The sequence below is a fragment of the Bacillus sp. PK5-006 genome, from assembly GCF_054161415.1.
Genome location: NZ_CP096414.1, coordinates 3,042,641 through 3,066,082, shown reverse-complemented (window position 1 = coordinate 3,066,082; position 23,442 = coordinate 3,042,641). Strand labels below are relative to the sequence as shown.

23 protein-coding genes are annotated in these 23,442 nt (G+C 44.6%); 19 read left to right on the top strand and 4 right to left on the bottom strand.

Annotated features, from left to right (window positions below; genetic code table 11):
* The first annotated feature begins 53 nt into the window (after window positions 1-53).
* The 11 genes from purC to ablB all read left to right on the top strand — a co-directional run bounded on the left by purC (window position 54) and on the right by ablB (window position 11,041).
* Complete coding sequence (gene purC / locus M1D84_RS15705; protein ID WP_056767528.1) at window positions 54-776, top strand: phosphoribosylaminoimidazolesuccinocarboxamide synthase; 723 nt, start codon at window positions 54-56, stop codon at window positions 774-776.
* Window positions 769-1,023, top strand: a complete 255-nt coding sequence (purS, locus tag M1D84_RS15700; protein WP_003214349.1) for a phosphoribosylformylglycinamidine synthase subunit PurS — start codon at window positions 769-771, stop codon at window positions 1,021-1,023. Before purC ends, purS begins: the two co-directional genes overlap by 8 nt.
* The gene (gene purQ, locus M1D84_RS15695) at window positions 1,020-1,703 is read left to right on the top strand and encodes a phosphoribosylformylglycinamidine synthase subunit PurQ (RefSeq protein ID WP_024424510.1); all 684 of its coding nucleotides are present in this window, start codon (window positions 1,020-1,022) and stop codon (window positions 1,701-1,703) included. Before purS ends, purQ begins: the two co-directional genes overlap by 4 nt.
* Window positions 1,687-3,918 (top strand): phosphoribosylformylglycinamidine synthase subunit PurL, encoded by a 2,232-nt coding sequence (purL, locus tag M1D84_RS15690; RefSeq protein ID WP_025092621.1) that lies wholly within the window; start codon window positions 1,687-1,689, stop codon window positions 3,916-3,918. Before purQ ends, purL begins: the two co-directional genes overlap by 17 nt.
* Window positions 3,894-5,324 carry an amidophosphoribosyltransferase gene (gene purF / locus M1D84_RS15685; protein ID WP_024424615.1) on the top strand — a complete coding sequence of 477 codons (1,431 nt, stop codon included), beginning with the start codon at window positions 3,894-3,896 and terminating at the stop codon, window positions 5,322-5,324. The genes purL and purF overlap by 25 nt, the downstream gene beginning before the upstream one ends.
* A gap of 96 nt (window positions 5,325-5,420) precedes the next feature.
* Complete coding sequence (gene purM / locus M1D84_RS15680) at window positions 5,421-6,461, top strand: phosphoribosylformylglycinamidine cyclo-ligase (RefSeq protein WP_213404870.1); 1,041 nt, start codon at window positions 5,421-5,423, stop codon at window positions 6,459-6,461.
* Window positions 6,458-7,027, top strand: a complete 570-nt coding sequence (gene purN, locus M1D84_RS15675; RefSeq protein ID WP_044335230.1) for a phosphoribosylglycinamide formyltransferase — start codon at window positions 6,458-6,460, stop codon at window positions 7,025-7,027. Before purM ends, purN begins: the two co-directional genes overlap by 4 nt.
* A 15-nt stretch (window positions 7,028-7,042) precedes the next feature.
* Window positions 7,043-8,581 carry a bifunctional phosphoribosylaminoimidazolecarboxamide formyltransferase/IMP cyclohydrolase gene (purH, locus tag M1D84_RS15670; RefSeq protein WP_025092624.1) on the top strand — a complete coding sequence of 513 codons (1,539 nt, stop codon included), beginning with the start codon at window positions 7,043-7,045 and terminating at the stop codon, window positions 8,579-8,581.
* 12 nt (window positions 8,582-8,593) lie between these two features.
* Complete coding sequence (purD, locus tag M1D84_RS15665) at window positions 8,594-9,868, top strand: phosphoribosylamine--glycine ligase (protein WP_046314136.1); 1,275 nt, start codon at window positions 8,594-8,596, stop codon at window positions 9,866-9,868.
* Between the two features lie 111 nt (window positions 9,869-9,979).
* A complete protein-coding gene (locus M1D84_RS15660; protein WP_044335234.1) occupies window positions 9,980-10,174 on the top strand; it encodes a hypothetical protein in 195 nt (64 codons plus the stop codon).
* 21 nt (window positions 10,175-10,195) lie between these two features.
* A complete protein-coding gene (gene ablB / locus M1D84_RS15655; protein WP_044335236.1) occupies window positions 10,196-11,041 on the top strand; it encodes a putative beta-lysine N-acetyltransferase in 846 nt (281 codons plus the stop codon).
* On the opposite strand, the gene M1D84_RS15650 is transcribed toward ablB, so the two are convergent.
* Window positions 11,036-12,694, bottom strand: coding sequence for a PucR family transcriptional regulator (locus tag M1D84_RS15650; RefSeq protein WP_073204116.1), 1,659 nt, complete (start codon window positions 12,692-12,694; stop codon window positions 11,036-11,038). The two genes, ablB and M1D84_RS15650, sit on opposite strands and share 6 nt — an antisense overlap.
* A gap of 191 nt (window positions 12,695-12,885) precedes the next feature.
* Between M1D84_RS15650 and M1D84_RS15645 the strand changes: the two genes are divergently transcribed.
* Genes M1D84_RS15645 through M1D84_RS15630 form a run of 4 tightly spaced genes read left to right on the top strand, consistent with a single transcriptional unit; the run spans window position 12,886 to window position 16,870 of the window.
* On the top strand, window positions 12,886-14,250 hold the full coding sequence (locus tag M1D84_RS15645; protein WP_213404871.1) for an aspartate aminotransferase family protein: 1,365 nt from the start codon (window positions 12,886-12,888) through the stop codon (window positions 14,248-14,250).
* Between the two features lie 12 nt (window positions 14,251-14,262).
* On the top strand, window positions 14,263-14,949 hold the full coding sequence (locus tag M1D84_RS15640) for a CoA transferase subunit A (RefSeq protein ID WP_213404872.1): 687 nt from the start codon (window positions 14,263-14,265) through the stop codon (window positions 14,947-14,949).
* Window positions 14,925-15,590, top strand: a complete 666-nt coding sequence (locus tag M1D84_RS15635; protein ID WP_044335241.1) for a 3-oxoacid CoA-transferase subunit B — start codon at window positions 14,925-14,927, stop codon at window positions 15,588-15,590. Before M1D84_RS15640 ends, M1D84_RS15635 begins: the two co-directional genes overlap by 25 nt.
* 14 nt (window positions 15,591-15,604) lie before the next feature.
* Complete coding sequence (locus M1D84_RS15630; protein ID WP_213404873.1) at window positions 15,605-16,870, top strand: peptidase; 1,266 nt, start codon at window positions 15,605-15,607, stop codon at window positions 16,868-16,870.
* A gap of 32 nt (window positions 16,871-16,902) precedes the next feature.
* Here M1D84_RS15630 and M1D84_RS15625 read toward each other — a convergent pair whose 3' ends face one another.
* Window positions 16,903-17,124: a YgaP family membrane protein gene (locus M1D84_RS15625; RefSeq protein ID WP_197172077.1), complete on the bottom strand. Its 222-nt coding sequence runs from the start codon at window positions 17,122-17,124 to the stop codon at window positions 16,903-16,905.
* A 125-nt stretch (window positions 17,125-17,249) separates the two neighbouring features.
* On the opposite strand from M1D84_RS15625, the gene M1D84_RS15620 reads away from it, so the two are divergent.
* Both M1D84_RS15620 and M1D84_RS15615 read left to right on the top strand, forming a co-directional pair.
* A complete protein-coding gene (locus M1D84_RS15620) occupies window positions 17,250-18,992 on the top strand; it encodes an adenine deaminase C-terminal domain-containing protein (protein WP_025092632.1) in 1,743 nt (580 codons plus the stop codon).
* Between the two features lie 561 nt (window positions 18,993-19,553).
* Window positions 19,554-19,868, top strand: coding sequence for a YerC/YecD family TrpR-related protein (locus M1D84_RS15615; protein ID WP_024424524.1), 315 nt, complete (start codon window positions 19,554-19,556; stop codon window positions 19,866-19,868).
* 242 nt (window positions 19,869-20,110) lie between these two features.
* Here the strand turns inward: M1D84_RS15615 and M1D84_RS15610 are convergent, their stop codons facing one another.
* Complete coding sequence (locus M1D84_RS15610; protein ID WP_268501594.1) at window positions 20,111-21,691, bottom strand: FMN-binding glutamate synthase family protein; 1,581 nt, start codon at window positions 21,689-21,691, stop codon at window positions 20,111-20,113.
* A 139-nt stretch (window positions 21,692-21,830) separates the two neighbouring features.
* On the opposite strand from M1D84_RS15610, the gene M1D84_RS15605 reads away from it, so the two are divergent.
* Window positions 21,831-22,061, top strand: coding sequence for a hypothetical protein (locus tag M1D84_RS15605; RefSeq protein WP_003214314.1), 231 nt, complete (start codon window positions 21,831-21,833; stop codon window positions 22,059-22,061).
* A 23-nt stretch (window positions 22,062-22,084) separates the two neighbouring features.
* Here the strand turns inward: M1D84_RS15605 and M1D84_RS15600 are convergent, their stop codons facing one another.
* Window positions 22,085-22,450, bottom strand: a complete 366-nt coding sequence (locus M1D84_RS15600) for a DUF2283 domain-containing protein (protein WP_034667492.1) — start codon at window positions 22,448-22,450, stop codon at window positions 22,085-22,087.
* Window positions 22,451-22,723: 273 nt separating this feature from the next.
* Here M1D84_RS15600 and pcrB point away from each other — a divergent pair, with 273 nt between their 5' ends.
* Entirely contained in the window at window positions 22,724-23,416 is a 693-nt protein-coding gene (pcrB, locus tag M1D84_RS15595) for a heptaprenylglyceryl phosphate synthase (RefSeq protein WP_044335900.1), read from the top strand.
* Window positions 23,417-23,442: the final 26 nt, after the last annotated feature.

Here is a 23,442-nt window from a genome sequence, read left to right as displayed (position 1 = left end):
CCAGGCGCCCAATCCTGAAAATTGCCAACATTCAAATTAGGAGGCCAACCTGAATGACTGTGAAACAAGAACTTCTCTACGAAGGCAAAGCGAAAAGAATCTATCAGACCGATGACGAGCATATTTTATATGTCGAATATAAAGACTCAGCTACAGCATTTAACGGCGAAAAGAAAGCAGAAATCGAAGGCAAAGGCAGACTGAACAACGAAATTTCGAGCTTAATCTTTCAAATGCTTCATGAGAAAGGGATCAACAATCACTTTGTGAAACGCCTTTCTGAAACAGAGCAGCTCATTCAAAAGGTACAGATTGTTCCGCTTGAAGTGGTTGTACGAAATGTAGTGGCAGGCAGCATGTCAAAACGCCTTGGCATTCCAGAGGGAACGAAACTGGACACACCTTTGATTGAGTTTTACTACAAAGATGATGCGCTCGGCGATCCGCTCATTACAGAAGATCATATCCGCATTTTAGATGCAGCGACACCAGAGCAGGTCGAGGAAATGAAACAGATCACAAGACAAGTGAATGAAGAGTTAAAACAAATCTTCTCAGACTGCCATGTGAATTTAATTGATTTCAAGCTTGAATTCGGAATAGATCACGAGAATCGTATTTTGCTAGCTGATGAGATTTCACCTGATACGTGCAGGCTTTGGGACAAAGATACAAACGAAAGGCTTGATAAAGACGTGTTCAGACGAAACCTGGGCGGCTTAACGAATGCATACGAAGAAATTTTCAAAAGACTTGGAGGCCATAAACATGTATAAAGTGAAAATTTTTGTCAGCTTAAAAGAGAGCGTTCTTGATCCACAAGGAAGTGCCGTGCAGCACGCTTTGCACAGCATGTCTTATCAGGAAGTAAAGGATGTCCGTATCGGAAAATACATGGAGCTTGTCATTGAAAAATCAGATCGTGATTTAGACACAGTCGTCAAAGAAATGTGCGAAAAATTACTTGCCAACACGGTGATTGAAGATTACCGCTATGAGGTGGAGGAGGTTGTCGCACAGTGAAGTTTGCAGTGATCGTCTTGCCTGGCTCTAACTGTGATATCGACATGTACCATGCGATTCAAGATGAGTTAGGTGAACAAGTTGAATATGTATGGCACGACGAAACGAGTCTTGACGGATTTGACGGTGTACTCGTACCAGGCGGTTTCTCTTATGGGGATTACTTAAGATGTGGTGCGATCGCCCGCTTCTCAAACATCATGCCGGCGGTGAAAAAAGCAGCTGAGGAAGGAAAACCTGTTCTTGGTGTTTGTAACGGGTTCCAAATTCTTCAGGAGCTTGGCATTCTTCCGGGTGCGATGAGACGAAATAAAGACTTGAAGTTTATCTGTCGCCCAGTTGAACTCATTGTAGAAAACAACGAAACGCAATTTACAAGCGGTTATCAAAAAGGCGAATCCATTACGATTCCTGTAGCGCACGGTGAAGGCAACTTCTACTGTGATGAAGACACTTTAGCGAAGCTCATTGAACGCGGCCAAATCGCTTTCACCTATGGAGACGATATTAACGGCAGTGTGAATCGTATTGCAGGTGTAACGAATGAAGAGGGCAATGTACTCGGCATGATGCCGCACCCTGAGCGCGCGGTTGATTCATTACTAGGCAGCGCAGACGGACTTAAATTGTTTCAATCTATCGTGAAAAATTGGAGGGACACTCATGTCACTACTGCTTGAACCAAGTCACAAGCAAATTAAAGAAGAGAAATTGTATCAGCAAATGGGATTGAGTGATGAAGAATTCGCTTTAATCGAATCCATTATTGGCAGGCTGCCAAACTACACAGAAACGGGCATTTTTTCTGTCATGTGGTCAGAGCATTGCAGTTATAAAAACTCAAAGCCTGTTTTAAGCAAATTCCCGACAAAAGGAGAGCACGTCCTTCAAGGTCCTGGGGAAGGCGCTGGAATCGTTGATATTGGAGACAACCAAGCGGTTGTATTTAAAATCGAATCACATAACCATCCATCTGCGATTGAACCGTATCAAGGAGCGGCGACAGGTGTCGGCGGAATTATCCGTGATGTATTCTCCATGGGTGCGCGTCCAATTGCTGTATTAAACTCTCTTCGTTTTGGTGAACTGACTTCACCGCGCGTGAAGTACTTGTTTGAAGAAGTAGTGGCAGGGATCGCAGGCTATGGAAACTGTATCGGAATTCCAACAGTCGGCGGAGAGGTTCATTTCGATCAAAGCTATGAAGGCAACCCGCTCGTAAATGCAATGTGTGTTGGATTAATCAACCATGAAGACATCAAAAAAGGGCAGGCAAAAGGTGTCGGCAACACGGTCATGTACGTTGGTGCCAAAACGGGACGTGACGGAATTCACGGTGCAACATTTGCATCTGAGGAATTTTCTGATGAATCAGAAGAAAAACGCTCAGCAGTTCAAGTCGGTGATCCATTCATGGAAAAACTGCTGCTTGAAGCGTGCCTTGAAGTCATCAAAAACGATGCACTCGTTGGAATTCAGGATATGGGAGCGGCTGGCTTAACAAGCTCAAGTGCGGAAATGGCGAGTAAAGCAGGTTCTGGTATCGAGATGAATCTAGACCTTATCCCGCAGCGTGAAACAGGCATGTCAGCATACGAAATGATGCTGTCTGAATCTCAAGAGAGAATGCTTCTGGTCATTGAAAAAGGCCGTGAACAAGAAATCATTGATATTTTTGAAAAATACGATCTTGAAGCGGTATCAGTCGGACATGTGACAGACGATAAAATGCTTCGTTTACTTCATCAAGGTGAAGTAGTATGTGAGCTTCCTGTTGATGCCCTTGCAGAAGAAGCGCCGGTTTATCACAAGCCGTCAAGTGAGCCTGCATACTATCGTGAGTTTTTAGAAACAAAAGTTGAAGCACCTGCTATCACAGATGCAGCCGAAACGTTAAAGCAGCTTCTCCAGCAGCCGACAATTGCAAGTAAAGAATGGGTTTATGACCAATATGACTACATGGTTCGGACAAATACAGTCGTTGCACCAGGCTCTGATGCGGGCGTTTTAAGAATCCGTGGAACGAAAAAAGCCCTTGCGATGACAACCGATTGTAACGCACGTTATCTCTACCTTGATCCAGAGGTCGGCGGGAAAATCGCAGTCGCAGAAGCAGCACGTAACATTGTGTGCTCAGGCGCTCGTCCGCTTGCAGTAACAGATAACCTGAACTTCGGTAACCCAGAAAAACCAGAAATTTTCTGGCAAATTGAAAAATCTGCTGACGGTATTAGTGAAGCGTGCCGCAAGCTAAGCACACCAGTTATCGGTGGTAACGTCTCTTTATATAACGAATCAAATGGAACAGCCATTTACCCAACACCAGTTATTGGGATGGTTGGTTTGGTGGAAGATACAGCTCATATTACGACGCAGTCATTCCAGCAGGCTGGCGATGTGATTTTCGTCATTGGTGAGACGAAGGAAGAATTCGCAGGCAGTGAGCTTCAAAAGATGACAGAAGGCCGTATTTACGGAAAAGCACCAGAAATTGATTTGGATGTAGAGCTCACTCGTCAGGAAGCCCTTCTTGCTGCGATTCAAAACGGACTTGTTCAATCAGCTCACGATGTGTCTGAAGGCGGTCTTGGTGTTGCACTTGCTGAAAGTACATTTGGAACAGACGGTCTTGGCGCTCATATCCAAATTGATCTAAACAGCGAAGCTTCATTATTCAGTGAAACACAGTCACGTTTTGTCGTCACAGTGAAACCAGAGCACCGCGAAGCGTTTGCTGCGGCTGTCAAAGATGCGAAAGAAGTTGGAACGGTCACAAATGATGGGGTATTCACTGTCAAAAATCAAGAAGGACAACAATGGATTCATGCAGCGGTCAACGAGCTTGAACGCGCATGGAAAGGAGCGATCCCATGCTTGCTGAAATCAGAGGCTTAAACGAAGAGTGTGGCGTCTTTGGGGTTTGGGGACACGAAGAAGCCCCGCAAATCACATATTACGGATTGCATAGCCTTCAGCACCGAGGACAAGAGGGTGCGGGAATCATTGCAACAGATGGTGAAAACCTGACGGCACATAAAGGCCTTGGACTGATTACGGAAGTCTTTCAAAACGGTGAGCTAAAGGATTTGAAAGGAAAAGGTGCGATCGGACACGTTCGGTATGCGACAGCAGGCGGAGGCGGCTTTGAAAATGTGCAGCCCCTCTTCTTCCGCTCGCAAAACAACGGCAGTCTTGCCCTTGCTCATAATGGGAACTTAGTGAATGCAACGCAATTAAAGCAGCAGCTAGAGAACCAGGGGAGTATATTCCAAACATCTTCTGACACTGAGGTGCTCGCTCATTTAATTAAGCGCAGCGGCTATGTTGAATTGAAAGAGCAGATCAAAAATGCCCTGTCCATGCTTAAAGGCGCATATGCTTTCTTAATTATGACGGAAACAGAAATGATTGTGGCTCTTGATCCGAACGGCTTACGTCCGCTTTCACTTGGTATGCTTGGGGACGCGTATGTTGTTGCTTCCGAAACATGTGCATTTGATGTTGTCGGTGCCACGTATTTACGAGATGTGGAGCCTGGAGAAATGCTGATCATTAATGATGAAGGCCTCAAATCTGAACGCTTCTCCATGAACATTAACCGCAGCATGTGCAGCATGGAATACATTTATTTCTCAAGACCTGACAGCAATATCAATGGCATCAACGTGCATAGTGCGAGAAAGAACCTTGGCAAAAAGCTTGCCGAGGAAGCGCATGTCGAAGCAGATGTTGTGACAGGTGTACCAGATTCGAGTATTTCTGCAGCGATTGGATATGCCGAAGCAACAGGTATTCCATATGAGCTCGGTTTAATTAAAAACCGTTATGTCGGCAGAACCTTTATCCAGCCGTCTCAAGCATTGCGTGAGCAGGGCGTGCGCATGAAGCTGTCAGCTGTGCGCGGGGTCGTCGAAGGAAAACGTGTCGTGATGGTGGATGATTCCATCGTACGCGGAACTACGAGCCGCCGCATTGTGACGATGCTAAGAGAAGCGGGTGCGACGGAAGTCCATGTACGCATTAGTTCACCGCCTATCGCACATCCATGTTTTTATGGAATTGATACGTCCACACATGAAGAGCTGATTGCTTCTTCTCATTCAGTGGAAGAAATTAGACAGGAAATCGGTGCAGACTCCATTGCATTTTTATCCGTAGACGGTTTAATGGACGGGATTGGCAGGAAGTATGATGATCCGCAGCGCGGTCAATGTTTAGCATGCTTTACTGGGAAATATCCGACTGAAATTTATGAAGATACTGTTCTTCCGCATGTGAAGGAAACAGCACTGACGAAATAATCGAATAAAGGAGCAGCAGTCAAGATGATTTGATATGCTGCTCTTTCATTCTGCTGAAAATAAATGGAAGAGAAGCAGCTAAAAGGAGTGAATGGGATGTCAGAAGCATATAAAAACGCCGGTGTCGACATCGAAGCAGGATACGAAGCCGTCAAACGAATGAAAACACACGTAGAACGTACAAAAAGAGCAGGTGTCATGGGTGCTCTAGGTGGATTTGGCGGTATGTTTGATTTATCTGAGCTGCCATACAAAAAGCCCGTTCTTGTCTCAGGAACAGATGGTGTCGGAACGAAATTAAAGCTTGCCTTTTTAATGGATCAACATGATACGATCGGCGTCGATGCCGTGGCAATGTGTGTGAACGATGTGCTGGCACAAGGGGCAGAACCGCTCTTTTTCTTAGATTACTTAGCAGTTGGAAAAGCAGATCCGATAAAAATTGAATCAATCGTCAAAGGTGTGGCTGACGGCTGTGAGCAGTCTGGTTCAGCGCTTGTCGGCGGAGAAACAGCAGAAATGCCGGGTCTTTACACAGAAGATGAATATGATATTGCTGGTTTTTCAGTAGGCGTCGTTGAAAAGGATGAAATCGTGACAGGAGAGAGCATCAAAGAGGGGCACTTGCTTATTGGACTCAGCTCAAGTGGAATTCATAGCAATGGGTACTCTCTCGTTCGTAAAGTATTGCTGGAAGACGCTGGTCTGGATCTGCATCAAACGTATGAACCTTTTACAAGACCGCTTGGAGAAGAACTTCTTGAACCGACCAAAATTTATGTGAAGCCTGTTCTCAAACAAGTGAAAGCCGGCAAGATTGACGGCATGGCACATGTGACAGGCGGCGGCTTTATTGAAAATTTACCGCGTATGCTGCCTGAAGGGCTTGGCGTTGAGATTGATAACGGCTCATGGCCAGTACCGCCAATTTTCTCCTTTATTCAAGAAAAAGGACAGTTAAAGGCAGAAGAAATGTTCAACGTGTTTAATATGGGCATTGGTTTTGTCTTAGCGGTAAAAGAAGATGACCTTGTCGAAGTGATCAGAGGACTTGAAGAAGACGGAGAGAAAGCATTTCTCATCGGCCGTGTTAAAAAAGGAGAAGGTGTCACATTCGGCGGTGGAAGCCTCTCATGAAGAAGTTTGCGATCTTCGCCTCTGGAAGCGGGACGAATTTTCAAGCCATTATAGATACATTAAAAAAAGAACAGTGGCAGGCAGAGGCCGCCATTGTAATTTGTGATAAACCGGGTGCAAAGGTGCTGGAGCGTGCTGAGAAAGAGGGCATTCCCTCCTTTGCCTTTACACCGAAGGCTTTTCCGAATAAAGCCGCTTTTGAACAAACGATCATTGAACAGCTTAGGCTGCATGAAGTGGAATGGATTTTCCTTGCTGGGTATATGAGACTGATTGGTCCGACATTACTTGAAGCATTCAGAGGGAAAATTGTCAATATCCACCCGTCCTTGCTGCCAGCCTTCCCAGGGCTGGATGCCATTGGACAAGCTTATCAAGCAGGCGTCAAAGTGGCAGGCATCACCGTCCATTTTGTCGACGAAGGTATGGATACCGGCCCGATTATTGACCAAGCCGCGATTTATATCGAACAAGGGGAAGAGCTTGAATCGATTGAAAAAAGAATGCATGAACTAGAACACACACTATATCCAAAAGTGATCAAATCACTTTTAGAATTATCTTAATGAGGTGACGAAGGCATGACGATCAAACGCGCATTAATCAGTGTTTCCGATAAAACGAATCTTGTACCTTTTGTGAAAGAATTAACAGAACTTGGCGTTGAAGTGATTTCAACTGGAGGTACACATAAGCTTCTTCAAGAGAACGGCATTGATGTCATTGGAATTTCAGAAGTCACTGGATTCCCTGAAATCATGGACGGACGACTCAAAACACTTCACCCGAACATTCATGGCGGACTTTTAGCAGTGAGAGAAAACGATGAGCATATGGCACAGATTGAGAAGCATGGCATTCAGCCGATTGATCTTGTTGTCGTGAATCTCTATCCTTTCAAAGAGACGATCTCAAAAGACGATGTGACGTATGAAGAAGCGATTGAAAACATTGATATTGGCGGACCGGGAATGCTTCGTGCGGCATCAAAAAACCACCAAGACGTCACAGTGATTGTCGATCCTCGTGACTATGATACAGTCATCCAGCAAATCAAAGAAGGCGGCGTGTCACTCGAGAAAAAACGTGAGCTCGCTGCAAAGGTATTCCGTCATACGGCTGCATACGATGCTCTGATTGCGGATTACTTAACAAATTTTGTGGGCGAAACAGAGCCAGAACAGTTCACTGTCACGTTTGAGAAAAAACAATCCCTTCGTTATGGAGAAAACCCGCACCAAGCGGCGACTTTCTATGAAAATGCTCTTCCAGCCAAAGGTTCTTTGGCTACTGCAAAGCAATTACATGGAAAAGAACTTTCCTATAACAATATTAAAGATGCAGATGCAGCACTCCAAATCGTACGTGAATTCACGGAGCCGGCAGCTGTCGCAGTGAAGCATATGAACCCGTGCGGCGTTGGTACAGGAGAAACTATTGCAGAAGCATTTGACAGAGCATTCAAAGCAGATGAGACGTCTATTTTTGGCGGCATTGTGGCACTTAACCGTGAAGTAGACAAACAAACGGCTGAGGTGCTGCATACGATTTTCTTAGAAATTGTCATCGCCCCATCGTTCAGCCAAGAAGCGCTTGACGTGTTAACGGCGAAAAAGAATCTTCGTCTATTAACATTAGATGTAGAAGCGGATCTCGGGAAAAAAGAAAAGCAGCTGACAAGTGTCCATGGCGGACTGCTTGTTCAGGATATTGACACGTACGGCTTAGAGGAAGCAACGATTTCTATTCCAACGAAAAGAGAACCAACAGAAGACGAATGGAAAGACTTAAAGCTTGCTTGGAAAGTAGTCAAGCATGTGAAATCAAATGCCATTGTCCTTGCGAAAGATCAAATGACAGCAGGAATCGGTGCTGGTCAAATGAACCGCGTGGGCTCAGCTAACATTGCAATTGAGCAAGCTGGTGAAAAGGCAAAAGGAAGCGCACTAGGCTCTGATGCATTCTTCCCAATGGGCGATACAGTGGAAGCTGCTGCAAAGGCAGGCGTCACAGCGATCATTCAGCCAGGCGGATCTATTCGTGATGAAGAATCGATTCAAAAAGCAGATGAATACGGCATCGCCATGGTCTTCACTGGCGTTAGACATTTCAAACATTAAGGGGATGACAGTGTGAACGTATTAATTATCGGCAGAGGTGGAAGAGAGCATACCATCGCATGGAAAGTGAATCAAAGTGAACTTGTCAGCCAAGTATTTGTCGCACCCGGCAATGATGGAATGACAGATGCTGCGAAGCTTGTACCAATCGACGAAGGCGATCATGAGTCATTAATTCGTTTTGCAAAAGAAAACGAAATCGGCTTAACCATTGTCGGTCCAGAGGTCCCTTTAATCGCAGGTGTCGTTGATGCATTTGAAGAAGCAGGTCTAAAAGTATTTGGACCGAATGCAAAAGCTGCGGTCATTGAAGGCTCAAAGGAATTTGCAAAAGACTTAATGAAGAACTACGATATCCCAACAGCCGCTTACGCTGCCTTTACATCGTTTGAAGAAGCAAAGGCATATGTGGAAGAAAAAGGTGCGCCGATTGTCATTAAAGCAGACGGGCTTGCCGCAGGAAAAGGCGTCACAGTGGCTATGACGCTTGAAGAGGCGGTCGATTGTCTGCATGATTTCTTAGAGGATGAAAAGTTTGGCGATGCAAGTGCATCTGTTGTCATCGAAGAATTTTTAACAGGCGAAGAATTTTCACTCATGGCTTTTGTCAACGGGGAAAAGGTGTATCCGATGGTGATTGCGCAGGATCACAAACGGGCCTTTGAAGATGACAAAGGGCCGAACACTGGCGGAATGGGCGCTTATTCACCAGTTCCGCAAATTTCAGATGAAGTGGTTCAGAAAGCCGTGGAAGATGTTGTCAAACCGGCAGCTCGCGCGATGGTGCAGGAAGGGCGTCCATTTACAGGCATTTTATATGCAGGTTTAATGCTGACACCAGAAGGCTCAAAGGTGATTGAATTCAATGCACGCTTTGGCGACCCTGAAACGCAGGTGGTTCTCCCTCGTCTTGAATCAGATCTAGTCCAAGTATTCCTCGATATTCTTGATGGAAAAGATGTGGACTTACAGTGGAAAGACACTGCGGCTGTCAGTGTGGTTCTTGCATCAGAAGGATACCCAGAAGACTATGCAAAAGGCACACCGATCGGTGCCTTGCAAACGACTGTGTCTGATGTTGTGACCTTCCACGCAGGAACAAAAAAAGAAAACGATCAATTCGTCACAAATGGCGGCCGTGTAGCGAATGTAACCGCATTTGACGACACATTTGAAGCGGCAAGATCAAGAGTGTATGAAGCGGTTGAAGAAATCATTCAGCCAGGTCTATTTTATCGCCGTGACATCGGTGCCCGTGCACTGAAGGCTGCGGGGAAAAACGTTTAATCAAAACACCTTTCTATCTGACGAGATGGAAAGGTGTTTTTTGTTCATGAGAAGGGATGCCGGCGGAATATGAAGAAGTAGTATGGGATGACGAGTTTATGAGGAGGCAGCATGGTCATTCAAGGAATCATTCTATTTGCAATCGTGTTACTTATTTTATTTGTACTGTTCTCAAATCTCATCATGTATGAAGCGAGAAAGCAAAACAAAGCCAAAAAAGGCTCAGCCATTCGGTATATGATCATGTCGATTTTTTCTGGTATCGTCATTGTTTCATTTTCCATTTGGATTTTTTTTATTAGCTGATTTATAAGAGAGGATGAGTATATGGTGCAATTGAAGGAACTTGCGAACGAGCGTTTTTCTGCCTCGATCTGTATTGATTCATTTAATGAGCGAATCCGTTTGGATGACTACAGCGGCAGGGTGCGGGATGTGATTCAGTCGGTTCTTCAGGAAGCTGCAGACTCCAAGGCTTCTAAGGTCATTGTGAAAGTCAGGCGTGAGCATATGCCTCTTTTTTTAGAAAAAGGCTTTCGGCTTGAAGGCGTGTTTTCTCATTATTTTCTTGGAAGTGATGCGTACGGCATGTCGCTCTTTCTGACGGAGGATCGGATGAACAGCCCGTATTGGCTGAAGGAAGATGAAATTGTTGCGTCTATTCAGGAAAAGCCTCTCAAAAAAGACCAAGGCACGTGGCAGGATGAGTATGTGATGAGGAAAGCGGATACGCAGGATATTCACAAGCTGGCAAAGCTCTATGATACCGTTTTTGAAACGTATCCTACGCCAATGAATGAGCCAGATTACATCCAAAAGGTGATGGAGGAAGGGACCGTCTTTTATGCCGTTGAACATGACGGTCACATTGTGAGTGCAGCATCCGCTGAAATCAATGAGCCGTATGGTCATGCGGAATTAACAGATTGTGCGACCCTTCCATCATACAGAAAACTAGGATTCATGCATCATTTGATTCTAGCACTCGAAAAAGAACTTCAATCCATGCACATCTATGTCTTTTATTCTCTCGCACGTGCACTGTCCTATGGAATGAACCAAGTGTTTTATCAGCTCGGCTATACGTATACCGGGCGTTTCCAAAACAACTGCTATATTTTTGACAAAATTGAAGATATGAATCTATGGGTGAAAACGCCAAATGAATCATGAAATGGTTCTCATCTGATCAAGCAGACCAGATAGGCGGTACGCCATGATACTGAGCTGCAGCTTCATCCGATCATCTGTGGATTTGAGGCTGCAGCCTGTTCTCGTTTCAATTTGTTTCAGCCGGTAGCTTAATGTATGCCTGTGAATAAACAATTCTCCCGCAGATTTTTGAATATTTTCATTGTGTGCCAAATACACTTCGAGTGTATGGATCAGGTCAGCCCCCTGTTTTTTCGTATAAAGCAAGGGACTCAACAGCTCCACGTAAAAGTCATGCAAATTCATACCCGCTTCATTCATTTCAAGCAGCATCCCGTATAAGCCGAGCTTTTGATAATGAATGATGCATTCGTCTGTCTTTAAAAGCGGAAGAAGCCTTGCTGCATACTGCGCTTCCTTTGCGCTTTTTGAAAAGAGACCGATCTGGTCATAGGCTCTCCCAATGCCAATCACAATCGGATGGACGGGAAAAAAATAAGACCAAGTGCTCCGGCACTCTTCTGCTGCACGATACCACTCTGCTTCTTGAAACGCTTTTTTTTCTGCTGGTGTAAGAACAAAAATAGAATCGAGCCTTGTCTTTAGTAAAAAAGGAATATGTCTGCGTTCAAATATCGACGTGAGCAATTGAGATAGACGCTGCATCATTTGGTGATCGAGCTGTGTGTGCTGATGCTGAAATTGAAAGTAGATGACCACCTGCTCATCGCTCATATCGTATTGCAGCTTTGTTGCCTGTTCGACCACATAGCTTTCTTCTGTGTATTGCTGCTGCAAAATATCATCTAACAAATGACCTTGCATTTGGTTTTCTGTATCTTGAATGGCTTTTTGCTTCAGCCATTCAATCGCATACACCGCCCCGGCATGCTCGATGGCAATCGCATCGAGATGATGCCATGCTTCCTTTTTCTTCAAAGACACAATAAACCCGAAAATATCACCCATCGCAATCACCGGACATGCAGCAAGGACAAACGCACCGCACGTGTCATAAACGAGCCTTCCTTTCTCCTCAGCCTGCTTGAGAAGAGGCATCGTTTCGATTGGTTCATGATCTGTCAAAAAGCCAACAGCAGGAGAGTACGTCACTTCATCTTTTATGAGATGAGCTGCGGTTTGATGTAAAAAAACATCTAGCACAACGATGTTCGCCGAAGTGAGGTGTGCCAGCTCATCTGTAATTTGTGTGACATTTTTATTGCTGACATTTAAATGGGTTAGTCTTTGGTGAATGGCTGAAGAATATTTAAGCTGATGGAGCTGGCTGCTGACGATTTGCTCTAGGACGGCTTTTGTAATGTCTGAGAAGTTGACATGTGAAGGAATCTCGATGAGTGGAATGCCGCTGTTTTTGGCAGCTTCGATCAGTGATGCCGGAATTTCCGTTAAGTATACGCCTTTATAAATCGCAATGGCCGATAGACGTTGAGATTGAATCAGCTCCTCAAGCCGGGTGCGCCTTTCCTGATTGTCTGCAAGCCCAAAGCCGGTTGTGACGAGCAGTTCCCCTTCTGAAAGCCTTGAAGTATCTTCGATAATTTCCACGATGGTCACCCACTGAATGAGGCGGTCCAGTCCATTTTCCCCAGCAAGCAGCTTTGTTTCCTTCATGATATCGAGCGAGAGTGCATCTTTGACGAGAATCGCCATAGACTCATGACCTCCTTTTGAACACTCTTATACACGATGTATAAAAAATGCGTGTGAAATTCGGGCATGTGGCGAATGGAGGATGACTGCCCTCTTGATTAAGCTAATCTTATAACAAGTATACAAAATTTTCTTGCGATTCATGAAAAAAGAAAGATGCAGCTGCTGACGAGAGAGGGAGGAATGACAAAGTGGAGACCCGGGATTACTTAATCAAACCGATGTTGAATCAGCATTATCCTGTGGCTGTGAAAGGAGAGGGAATTTATTTATATGATCGGGACGGGAAAAAATATTTAGACGGCTCATCGGGTGCTGTCACGGCAAGTATTGGACATGGCATACGAGACATCATTGATGCCATGACAGAGCAAGCGGAAAAGGTGAGCTTTACGTACAGGTCACAATTCACAAATGAACCAGCAGAAGAACTTGCCTATGAATTGAGTACGCTCTGCCCAGGGAACCTGAACTGGTCTTTTTTTGTCGGAAGCGGATCAGAGGCAACAGAGACCGCCATGAAAATTGCCATTCAGCATTGGCAGGAGCAGGGGAAGGCTGAGAAGAATCACATCATTTCAAGATGGATGAGTTATCACGGCATCACACTCGGTGCGCTGTCGATGTCAGGTCATATTGCAAGGAGAGAGCGCTTTGAACCACTGCTCGAAAAACACCCGGTGCTGTCTCCGCCATACAGCTACCGTTCGTGGCTGCCAAAGGAAGAAAGCAAGCAGGTCGAATGGTATGTACAGGAATTTAAAACCGTCATCCAGCGTATAGGAAAAGAGAGGATTGCGGCTTTTATTGCAGAGCCGATTGTTGGAGCAGCGGGCGCGGCGCTTGTTCCGCCAGACGGATATTTTGCGGCGATGAAGCGAGTTTGTGAGGAAAACGATATTTTAATGATTGCAGATGAAGTCATGACAGGCTTTGGACGAACTGGGAAAATGTTTGCCATGGAACATTGGGGCGTCGTACCAGACATCATGGTACTCGGAAAAGGCATGAGCGCCGGCTATTCACCGATTGCTGCAGCTGTCTCAGCGGATCATGTGATTGCACCGATTCTCAGTGGTTCGGGCTCTGTGATGGCAGGCCACACTTATAGCGGCAATCCGCTTTCAGCAGCCGTCTCACTGGCTGTCATTCGATATATGAAAAAACATCAGCTTTCAGAACGGGCTGATCTGTCTGGCCGATATTTAATGAATGCTTTAAAGAATTTGCAAACAAAACATTCCATCATAGGAGATGTGAGAGGAAAGGGGATGCTCATTGGCATTGAATTTGTCGCAGACCGATTATCGAAAACACCATTTCCTGCCCATGCTCAAATGACACATTTAGTTGTGGAGACGGCCAAGCAAAATGGTTTGCTTGTTTACCCAGCAAGCGCTGGAGAGGATGGTGTGGGAGGTGCAGCGGTCATGATCGCACCGCCGCTTTCCATTACGCAGCAGGAGATGGATGAACTGATTCATTTATTCGGGCAGACAATGACGCAGGTCGAGCAAGAAGTCATCAATCGAGGGTTTTTCCCATCTGCCATGTAGGGAGGAAAGATGATGAACAAAACAGCGAACTTTGATCAAGTCATCACACATTTTAGAGACGGAATGACCATTATGTTTGGCGGGTTTGGCGGTGTAGGCTCCCCGCCATCATTGATCGATGCCATTCTAGAAGCCAATATTAAAGCCCTGACATTGATCGGGAACGATGCAGGCTTCCCGCAAATCGGTGTTGGCAGGCTGATCACAGAAGGAAGAGTGAAGAAAATCATTGCTTCACATATTGGCTCTAATCCAATTGCCGGGCAGAAAATGCAGGCAGGGACACTAGACGTTCTTTTTTACCCGCAAGGCATCCTAGCGGAAAAGATCAGGGCAGGCGGGATGGGTTTAGCGGGCATTGTGACAGATGTCGGCATGGATAGTCTCAATCTTGATGAGAAACAATTGGTTCAGCTGGATGGAAAGAAGTATATCCTTGAGCCTGCACTGACTGCGGATATCGCGATTGTGAATGCCCTCAAAGCAGATGAAGCAGGCAACCTGATTTTTGATAAAAGTGCACGGAATACAAACCCGATTGTGGCGATGGCAGGAGACTGGACCATTGCGGAAGTAGAAGAGATTGTGCCTGTGGGCGGGCTTCATCCAGAGGAAATCGTCACGCCAGGCGTATTTGTGAACCAGATCGTGCAATCAAAAGGAGTGAACTGGACATGGGCATGGGAGACATCGATTTAAGACACCGCATAGCCAAACGCGCGGCACAGGAAATTGAAGATGGCATGATTGTGAATCTTGGGATCGGCATCCCGACCCTTGCAGCTGACTACATCCCAGCACATTACGAGGTGTGGCTGCATGCAGAAAACGGCATTATGGGAGCAGGCGCTTCACCAGCACGAGGGGAAGAAGACCCGAATTTGTGCAATGCCGGGGGTTTTCCCATTACGTTAACAAAAGGCGGATCATATATGGACAGCACAACCGCTTTTGGCATCATTCGCAAAGGGATGCTGGATATGACCATTTTAGGTGCACTTGAAGTCAGCAGTCATGGGGATCTTGCCAATTGGATTGTGCCAGGGAAACGAGTGCCGGGTATGGGTGGAGCCATTGAACTTGCGCAAAAAGCGAAAAAGGTGGTGGTTGTGATGAGCCACCTTGATAAACATGGACAATCTAAGATAAAAGCAGCCTGCACGCTGCCTTTAACTGCTAAGTCTTGTGTAGATCTGATTATTACGGATATGGCAGTCATTGAGGTCAAATCACAGCTGCTCATTTTGCGTGAAGTCATGCCGCCGTTTCAGCCGGAAGATGTCATGAGGGCGACAGAGGCGCCGCTCATTTTAGCGCCTGATGTCAAATCTGTTGTGTAGAAAGGATGACCGACTTGCAGCCAACCACACGTATCAGAAGCTGGATGAAAGAGCATAAGGAGGAAGCCATGGCGCTTCTTCAGCAAATGGTGCAATGTGACAGCACACAAGGAAATGAGCAAGAAGTACAGCAAATCGTAGCAAATAAACTTTCTGCCATTGGCTTTGATGTTGACGTATGGGACATTGGCGGGGATGACTTGCTGAACCACCCGTATTTTTATTCCCCGAGGCGTTCCTTTAAAGGAAGTCCCAATGTCGCCGGACGATTGAAAGGTAAAGGCGGAGGCAAATCTATTTTATTAAATGGGCATGTGGATGTTGTCCCGGCAGGTGATCACAAACAATGGACATATCCGCCCTACAGCGGGCATATCATAAACGGGAGACTTTATGGACGCGGGGCAACAGATATGAAAGGTGGAAACCTTTCTTTACTCTTTGCACTTGAAGCACTGCATGCGCTTCAGATTCCGCTGAAGGGAGATGTCGTGTTTCATAGTGTTGTCGAAGAAGAGAGCGGCGGCGCAGGCACCCTTGCAGCCATACTGAGAGGATATACAGCAGATGCAGCCATCATTCCAGAGCCAAGTCATATGAAAATCTTTCCGATTCAGCAAGGATCTAAATGGTTCAGACTGCATATTAAAGGAAGGGCTGCTCATGGCGGAACAAGATATCACGGCGTTTCGGCTATTGAAAAGAGCACGATAGTCCTTTCACATATAGCGGAACTTGAAGAAGAAAGAAATCAGCGAATCACTGAGCCGCTGTTTCAGCATATCCCAATCCCGATCCCAATCAATATCGGGAAAATTCAAGGCGGTGATTGGCCATCCTCCGTAGCAGACCTTGTCACAATGGAAGGCAGGCTCGGGGTGATGCCGGGTGAAACGGTAGAACAGGCAGAGAAGGAATTAGAAAATTGGATGGCAGGACTCGGAGAAAAAGATGAATGGTTTCAAGAGCATCCTGTTGAGGTCGAATGGTTTGGTGCAAGATGGCTTCCGGGTTCAATCGATACGGATCATCCGCTTTTAGATTTATTGAAGGAACAATATGAAGCGGTCATGAAGCAGCCGCCGAAGATCGAAGCCGCCCCTTGGGGAACGGATGGCGGATTACTGTCACAGGCGGCTGGTATTCCGATCATCGTGTTTGGACCTGGAACAACGGAGCTTGCCCATTTTCCGAATGAATCTATCGACATTGAGCATGTGATAGAAGCAGCAGAAATTATTGCAGGGACAATAGTAGAATGGTGTGAAGCAGCGGAATGAGATGAAAATGATCACAAAAAAAGAAGGCTGCCTTACTCAGCCTTCTCTTTATGTGTGTCCTGCTGCTCACACATGTATGTCACTGGACAAAAACGAAGAATGCCAGATCCCAGTTTCATACCGCCAAACATGATGCCCAAAAGCAGCATTTTACTCCATGGTTTTCTAGCATATAAGGATCCAGCCGCAGTACATATTGTCATTCCGCAGGCAATTCTAATGAGCGCTTCCATTAAGCCGAGATTAGGTTTCATTGAAGGTGAATCTCCTTTTTTAAATTATTTTAAGTGTGATTTCAAGAAATTGTAACGTTTCATTAATGCGTAACGTAGTTCGTTATGTTACGATAGGGCTAATACAAATGAAGGAGAGTATGTGAATGTCCGAACGTACTTTTAATTGGAGAAACAATGACATCCGCACACAAATCGATGTAGTCGACTCAAAAATAGTTCCAACACTCCTTTTAACGAATGGACTCGTGCTTAACCCGTTTTTGAAGCAATGGGTGAAGGCAAATATTTGGATACATGATGATCGAATTGTTTATGTCGGAGCAGAGCTTCCTCAAAATAAATCAGCTAAACGTGTGATTGATTGTGAAGGGAAATACATTGTGCCTGGGTATATAGAGCCTCACGCGCATCCATTCCATATTTATAATCCCCAATCACTTGCAGAATATGTGTCTCAATTTGGCACAACAACGATGGTCAGCGATAACTTATTTCTTCTTTTGCAAAGCAATGAAAAGAAAGCGCTTTCCACTCTATGTGAATTAAAAAAGCAGCCATTTCAGTATTTCTGGTGGTCTAGATATGATCTTCAAACGGAAGTCAGATATGAAGATGAGATGCTGCCAGTCAACTACCGGAAGGAATGGATTGATCATCCTGACGTCCTCCAAGGCGGCGAATTAACAAGCTGGCCAAGATTGATGGACGGTGATGATCTCATTTTATATTGCATGCAAGAAACGAAGAAGCAGAGAAAACGAATTGAAGGGCATTTTCCCGGAGCTTCTGAGAAAACGCTAACAAAAATGAAGCTGTTTGGCGCGGACAGTGATCATGAAGCGATGAATGCGGACGATGTGTTAAAACGATTGTCCCTTGGCTATCATGTTTCATTGCGGCATTCTTCCATCCGCCCAGATTTAGTGAACATTTTAAGAGAACTGCATGAGCGTGATTTTAGACACTATGACCACTTTTTCTATACAACAGATGGTGCTGCTCCTCACTTTTATGAGGAAGGCATGATTAACCGTTTGATTTCGATTGCCCTTGAAGAAGGCGTGCCGATCATTGATGCGTATAATATGGCGACATTTAACATTGCAAAATACCATCAAATCGATGATTTATTAGGCGTTGTTGGCCCAGGCCGGCTGGCTTCTATAAATATTTTAGATGATCCAATGAACCCAAATCCTGAAACGGTCATATCTAAAGGGGTTATTCTCAAATTAGATGGCGAGAACCAGCATCAATTCCAAGAAACAAAATGGGAAAATGGCGGGCTTCTTCCATTAGATTTAAGCTACGACCTCACGATGAGTGATTTGCAATTCTCTATGCCGCTAGGTGTCAAGATGAGAAATGCCGTCATCATGGAGCCTTATACAGTGGAAATTGATAACTCAATCAACCAGCTCTCATGTGACCATGATCAAAGCTTCTTTAGCCTGATTGACCGAAAAGGCGAGTGGCGTGTGAATACGATGCTAAAAGGGTTCGCAAATAAAGTGCAGGGCTTTGTTAGCTCATTTTCGCTCACCGGTGACATTTTAGTGATCGGGAAAAATAAAGAAGATATGATGCTGGCACATAAGCGGATGAAAGAAATTGGCGGAGGAATCGTACTCACAGAGAACGGGAAAATTTTGCACGAAATCCCGCTGCAATTATCAGGCTGTGCATCGGCTGAACCATTTGAGACTGTTCTTCAGCAGGAACAAACATTACGCGAGCTGCTCATTGAGCGCGGCTATCCATTTGACTGTCCAATTGATACACTTGTCTTTTTCCAAAGTACACATTTGCCGTATATTCGAGTGACACCAAGAGGAATATTTGATGTCATGAAAAAAACTGTACTCTTTCCGTCTATAATGCGTTAAAATATAACAGAGTGGAGCTGTATCATCTTTGCTGGATTTCTGACTGCTGTTATAGGGCAGAAGTGAGCCATGGTTCTCTTCACTGCCATGTAAGTGATCATGATCTTATGTGGAGCTGTTGACAAAGCAGAGGGCTTTGACATGACGAATGAAGTACTCTAATTGTAAAATGAATTTGCCGGTTACGCTGACCGGCCAACATATTTTGAATAACCCGAGCAAGGCGGGGCGCATATTTGTGGTCTCGCCGAGCTTTCTGCAAAGCCTGTATATGAGGGCAGAAGACCTAACCAAGCAGAAGTCATCTTTATACTGGAAGCAAACAAGTTTGTCAGATTGTCATACAAGGAAAATGACAGAACTTGTCGAATTTGTTTACGATAAAGAAGCTTCGGCTTACGAAAGAACCTGACGGCATTTTCAGCGTAGAACCAAACCTGTCATGATCTGTTCAAAGCTCATTGCTAAGGTTTTAAAAAAATTAGTCAGGAAAGATACCGCTTTCTTAGAAGAAGATCGTGCGAAGCGGTGTGGCAATAGTAAAGGAGAAGATGTATTAAGATGCAAATTGATAAATTAAGGGGCAAAAGCTTAGATCAGTTATTCAACTCCATCTTATCCCTTAAAGACCTGGAAGAATGTTATCGATTCTTTGATGATTTATGTACCATCAATGAAATCCAATCTTTATCACAGCGTCTTGAAGTAGCGCGTATGCTTCGCGAGGGAAACACGTATCATAAAATTGAGACGGAAACAGGTGCAAGCACTGCAACTATCTCACGTGTCAAACGCTGCTTGAACTACGGAAACGATGCCTATACGATGGCTCTTGACCGCGTAGCAGAACAGCAGGAAAATAACGAAACAAAATAAAGCAGCTTTCACTGTAAACAATCCTTTTTACGAAAAATGGACTTGTTTGCAGTTTTTTTATGAAAAGGCGGGCAGGGGCTGATAAAGTGTCCCTGTTTTTTACTTTAGCTCGCCCATAAACCATCTTTCTCCCTCATAGGAGATGCCATCTTCGCTTGAGATGATTTCCTTAAACTCTACTGCTTGCTAACTTTATACGAAAAATGTCTATAAAAAAAGGTGCGTTTCCGCACCATTTCGAGCTAGACAGATGGCTGTGTGCCTGAGAACATCGGCACTTCGCTTGTTTCACCATTCTCTTGTCTAAAAATAATATGTTTTTCATTAAAATGAATAGGCGATTCTATTCCCGCAGCTGCGGATAAGTTAAACAAACCTTCTCTAAGAGACAGGATATAATTGCACACTCGGTATTTTTTTTCTTCAATTGATAAACCCTTTTGCAGCTTTGGATCAGTCGTGGCGACCCCGACTGGGCATTTATTCGTGTGGCAGACTTGGGCGCGAATACATCCAACTGAAAACATGAGACCTCTGGCAATATTCACAAAGTCAGCTCCCATTGAAAGGGCAATCGCAATTTTATCAGGCGAGAGAAGCTTGCCAGAAGCAAAGAGCTTCACTTGATCTCTGACACCGTATTCTTTCAATATTTGATGAACCATGGGGAGTGCCGTGAAAATCGGAAGCCCTGCGGAATCTGCCAATTCATGAAAGGACGCCCCTGTACCGCCTTCTCCGCCATCCACTGTAATGAAATCAGGGTGTTTTCCGCTTTTTTTCATATAGCTGGCAAGCTCTTCAATATTTTCTTTATGTCCGACAACAAGTTTGATTCCAACTGGCTTTCCGCCTATGCTTCGCAGCTGTTCAATGAAATCAAACATGTCAGGAATGGAGTGAAACATCTCAAAGCGGTTTGGGCTGTCAATGGATTGGTGAGGCGGTAATTTACGGATATTCGCTATTTCTTCCGTCACCTTTTCGCCGTCAATATGACCGCCGCGTGTTTTTGCTCCTTGTGCCAGCTTGAGTTCAAAGGCTTTGACTTCCTCGTGTTCGCTTTTTTTCTTGAATTCTTCAAAGGAAAATGCGCCATCCTCTGTTCTAACGCCAAATAAACCGGGCCCAATCTGGCAAATGATATCTGCGCCGCCTTTGAGGTGATAAGGAGAAAGCCCGCCTTCACCTGTGTTCATCCACGTCCCGCCGGCCATTTTTAATCCTGAGGATAGAGCTGTAATCGCCCTGTCGCCTAAGGAGCCGTAGCTCATGGCAGATTGACCGATCAGTCCTTTCACATGAAAAGGCTTTTGACATGTGTGTTCGCCAATGACTTGTACATCCTCTTGATGGAGAAAGTAAGGATTTGCTTCGACTTCTTTGAAATGTTCACTTCTTCGCAGTAAATTGTCTTGATCAATCTGATACACTTTTGTTTTGATTTTTTCTGATTGATCGATTCGTAGTTCATCTCGCTGCTTTGGAAACAGGACGTTTCGAATGTAATAGCCTGGCTTGTCAAAATCACGTTTTGATCCAAAGCCCATCGTCCGGCTTTTGTACTTCCCAGACATGACCGCCTGCTCGTATTCTCTTCTTGAGAAGGGCAGCTCCTCTCGGTCATTCAGAAACAGATATTGGCGAAGCTCAGGTCCTATTTTTTCAAAGATAAACCGCAGCTTTCCAATGACCGGATAATTTCGCAGAACTGAATGTTCCTCTTGTTTTTCATCCCTCATCCAAATCCAGATCAATAGAATGATTGGGATGATCAAACAAATGACTAGCAATGTGCCGATGACAATTAAAGTTGTTGTCACGAAGATCCCCTCTTTTCTCTTTCATTGCTGTTGTTATTCCACTTTTTAATGAAAGAGAAACCACACCAGCATATTGTGACGTTTAGAAATGAAAAGGCGGGGTAACTTACAAATAAGATCATAAGGGGAGGGAACATACATGAATAAGCGTCCAAATGCGTATGTACTTGCAGGATTAGGGGTTGGAGGAGCTGTGTTATTAGCGGTAAAAAATAAACAGCATCTGAAAAAATGGGCAAGCATGTTCCGGTCAGATGAAAAGATTCCTGAAAAAGCCGGCCACCCAGATCCATTAGATATCCAAGACAACAAAATGGTCGACGAAGGGGCCATGACATCCGTCCATTATTTTAATGAAGTGAGACAATAGTTTGAAAAAACCGTTTTGAAAGATCAAAACGGTTTTTTTCTTGTGATGTTATAGCGAAGAGGATCGACAATAGTAAAACCGATCAGCTCATTGTGATCAGGTGTTGAGAATTGGAATTCAACGCCTGACAGTTGATAGGTTGAGAGAATTTCCTGATCCGTCAAACGTAAAGAAAGCTCATCCTCATAAACCGGTACGTTCCGCAGCACTTCGGATTCTTGTGCAAATAACTCCAAGCCAGCCACTCGGCCCTCTTGATCGATATCTACATTGACACATTCATTGACATCTAATTCAATGGTTTCTTTGATTTTCATATGCTCCGCTTGCGGGGTGATATAGATGTATCCGATGTCTATATTTTGTTCATATGTAATCGTTCTTTTCAACTGAATCACCTCTGCTCAATAGATGGTTTTTAAATCTATAGTAAAATATTCCTTTATTGTATAATAGCATGTGACAAAGTGCCAAAATATCAACCTCTTTCAGCTCCTCTTCTAGTGGATTTTTTATCTATTCTCCAGCAATTTTATGTAAAGTCACAATCACCCATTTTCAAAAGAATGAAACTTTTAGCTAAAGGAGGTTACCCATTTTTTGCAGACACTGATTTTGTTATAATATTTAAATGGAATGAAACGAATGGAGGAACGTTTTTCATGTATGATGTTACCGAGTGGAAGCATGTCTTTAAACTCGATCCAAATAAAGAAATTTCTGATGAACAGCTAGAAGCGATTTGCGAATCTGGGACGGATGCCATATTGATTGGCGGAAGTGATCATGTGACAGAGGACAACGTGCTTCAATTGATGTCAAAAGTCCGCCGGTTTCTAGTGCCATGTGTGCTCGAAATCTCTACACATGAGATGATTGTGCCTGGCTTTGATCTGTATTTCATCCCAACCGTCTTAAACAGCTCTCACCCTGACTGGATTGTTGGGCTTCATAAAGACGCGATGAAGGAATTCGGTGATTTGATGTCAATGGAAGAGATTGTGCCTGAAGGTTATGTCATCTTAAATGAAGATTGTAAAGCGGCCAAGCTCACAGAGGCAAATACAGCGCTGGATATCGATGACGTCAGGGCATATGCAAGAGTGGCAGAGCATTTGATGAAGCTGCCCATTTTTTATCTGGAATACAGCGGAACGCTTGGAGACATAGAGCTTGTCAAAGAAACAAAAGCAGTGCTTGATGAAACAGTTCTTTTTTATGGCGGCGGCATTAAGAACGCTAAGCAGGCAAAAGACTTCTCCCAGCATGCAGACGTCGTGGTTGTAGGAAACGTCATTTATGACAATTTCAAAGAAGCATTAAAGACAGTCGAAGCAGTCAAAAAGTCATCATAGTCAAATAAGACGAAACGGGTTAAAAT

What these genes read in the sequence shown, in the direction of transcription:
- purC (WP_056767528.1), top strand. Translation starts at nt 54, where the DNA reads ATGACTGTGAAACAAGAACTTCTCTACGAAGGCAAAGCGAAAAGAATC.
- purS (WP_003214349.1), top strand. Translation starts at nt 769, where the DNA reads ATGTATAAAGTGAAAATTTTTGTCAGCTTAAAAGAGAGCGTTCTTGAT.
- purL (WP_025092621.1), top strand. Translation starts at nt 1,687, where the DNA reads ATGTCACTACTGCTTGAACCAAGTCACAAGCAAATTAAAGAAGAGAAA.
- purF (WP_024424615.1), top strand. Translation starts at nt 3,894, where the DNA reads ATGCTTGCTGAAATCAGAGGCTTAAACGAAGAGTGTGGCGTCTTTGGG.
- purM (WP_213404870.1), top strand. Translation starts at nt 5,421, where the DNA reads ATGTCAGAAGCATATAAAAACGCCGGTGTCGACATCGAAGCAGGATAC.
- purN (WP_044335230.1), top strand. Translation starts at nt 6,458, where the DNA reads ATGAAGAAGTTTGCGATCTTCGCCTCTGGAAGCGGGACGAATTTTCAA.
- purH (WP_025092624.1), top strand. Translation starts at nt 7,043, where the DNA reads ATGACGATCAAACGCGCATTAATCAGTGTTTCCGATAAAACGAATCTT.
- M1D84_RS15660 (WP_044335234.1), top strand. Translation starts at nt 9,980, where the DNA reads ATGGTCATTCAAGGAATCATTCTATTTGCAATCGTGTTACTTATTTTA.
- ablB (WP_044335236.1), top strand. Translation starts at nt 10,196, where the DNA reads ATGGTGCAATTGAAGGAACTTGCGAACGAGCGTTTTTCTGCCTCGATC.
- M1D84_RS15650 (WP_073204116.1), bottom strand. Translation starts at nt 12,694, where the DNA reads ATGGCGATTCTCGTCAAAGATGCACTCTCGCTCGATATCATGAAGGAA.
- M1D84_RS15640 (WP_213404872.1), top strand. Translation starts at nt 14,263, where the DNA reads ATGAACAAAACAGCGAACTTTGATCAAGTCATCACACATTTTAGAGAC.
- M1D84_RS15635 (WP_044335241.1), top strand. Translation starts at nt 14,925, where the DNA reads ATGGGCATGGGAGACATCGATTTAAGACACCGCATAGCCAAACGCGCG.
- M1D84_RS15625 (WP_197172077.1), bottom strand. Translation starts at nt 17,124, where the DNA reads ATGAAACCTAATCTCGGCTTAATGGAAGCGCTCATTAGAATTGCCTGC.
- M1D84_RS15620 (WP_025092632.1), top strand. Translation starts at nt 17,250, where the DNA reads ATGTCCGAACGTACTTTTAATTGGAGAAACAATGACATCCGCACACAA.
- M1D84_RS15615 (WP_024424524.1), top strand. Translation starts at nt 19,554, where the DNA reads ATGCAAATTGATAAATTAAGGGGCAAAAGCTTAGATCAGTTATTCAAC.
- M1D84_RS15605 (WP_003214314.1), top strand. Translation starts at nt 21,831, where the DNA reads ATGAATAAGCGTCCAAATGCGTATGTACTTGCAGGATTAGGGGTTGGA.
- pcrB (WP_044335900.1), top strand. Translation starts at nt 22,724, where the DNA reads ATGTATGATGTTACCGAGTGGAAGCATGTCTTTAAACTCGATCCAAAT.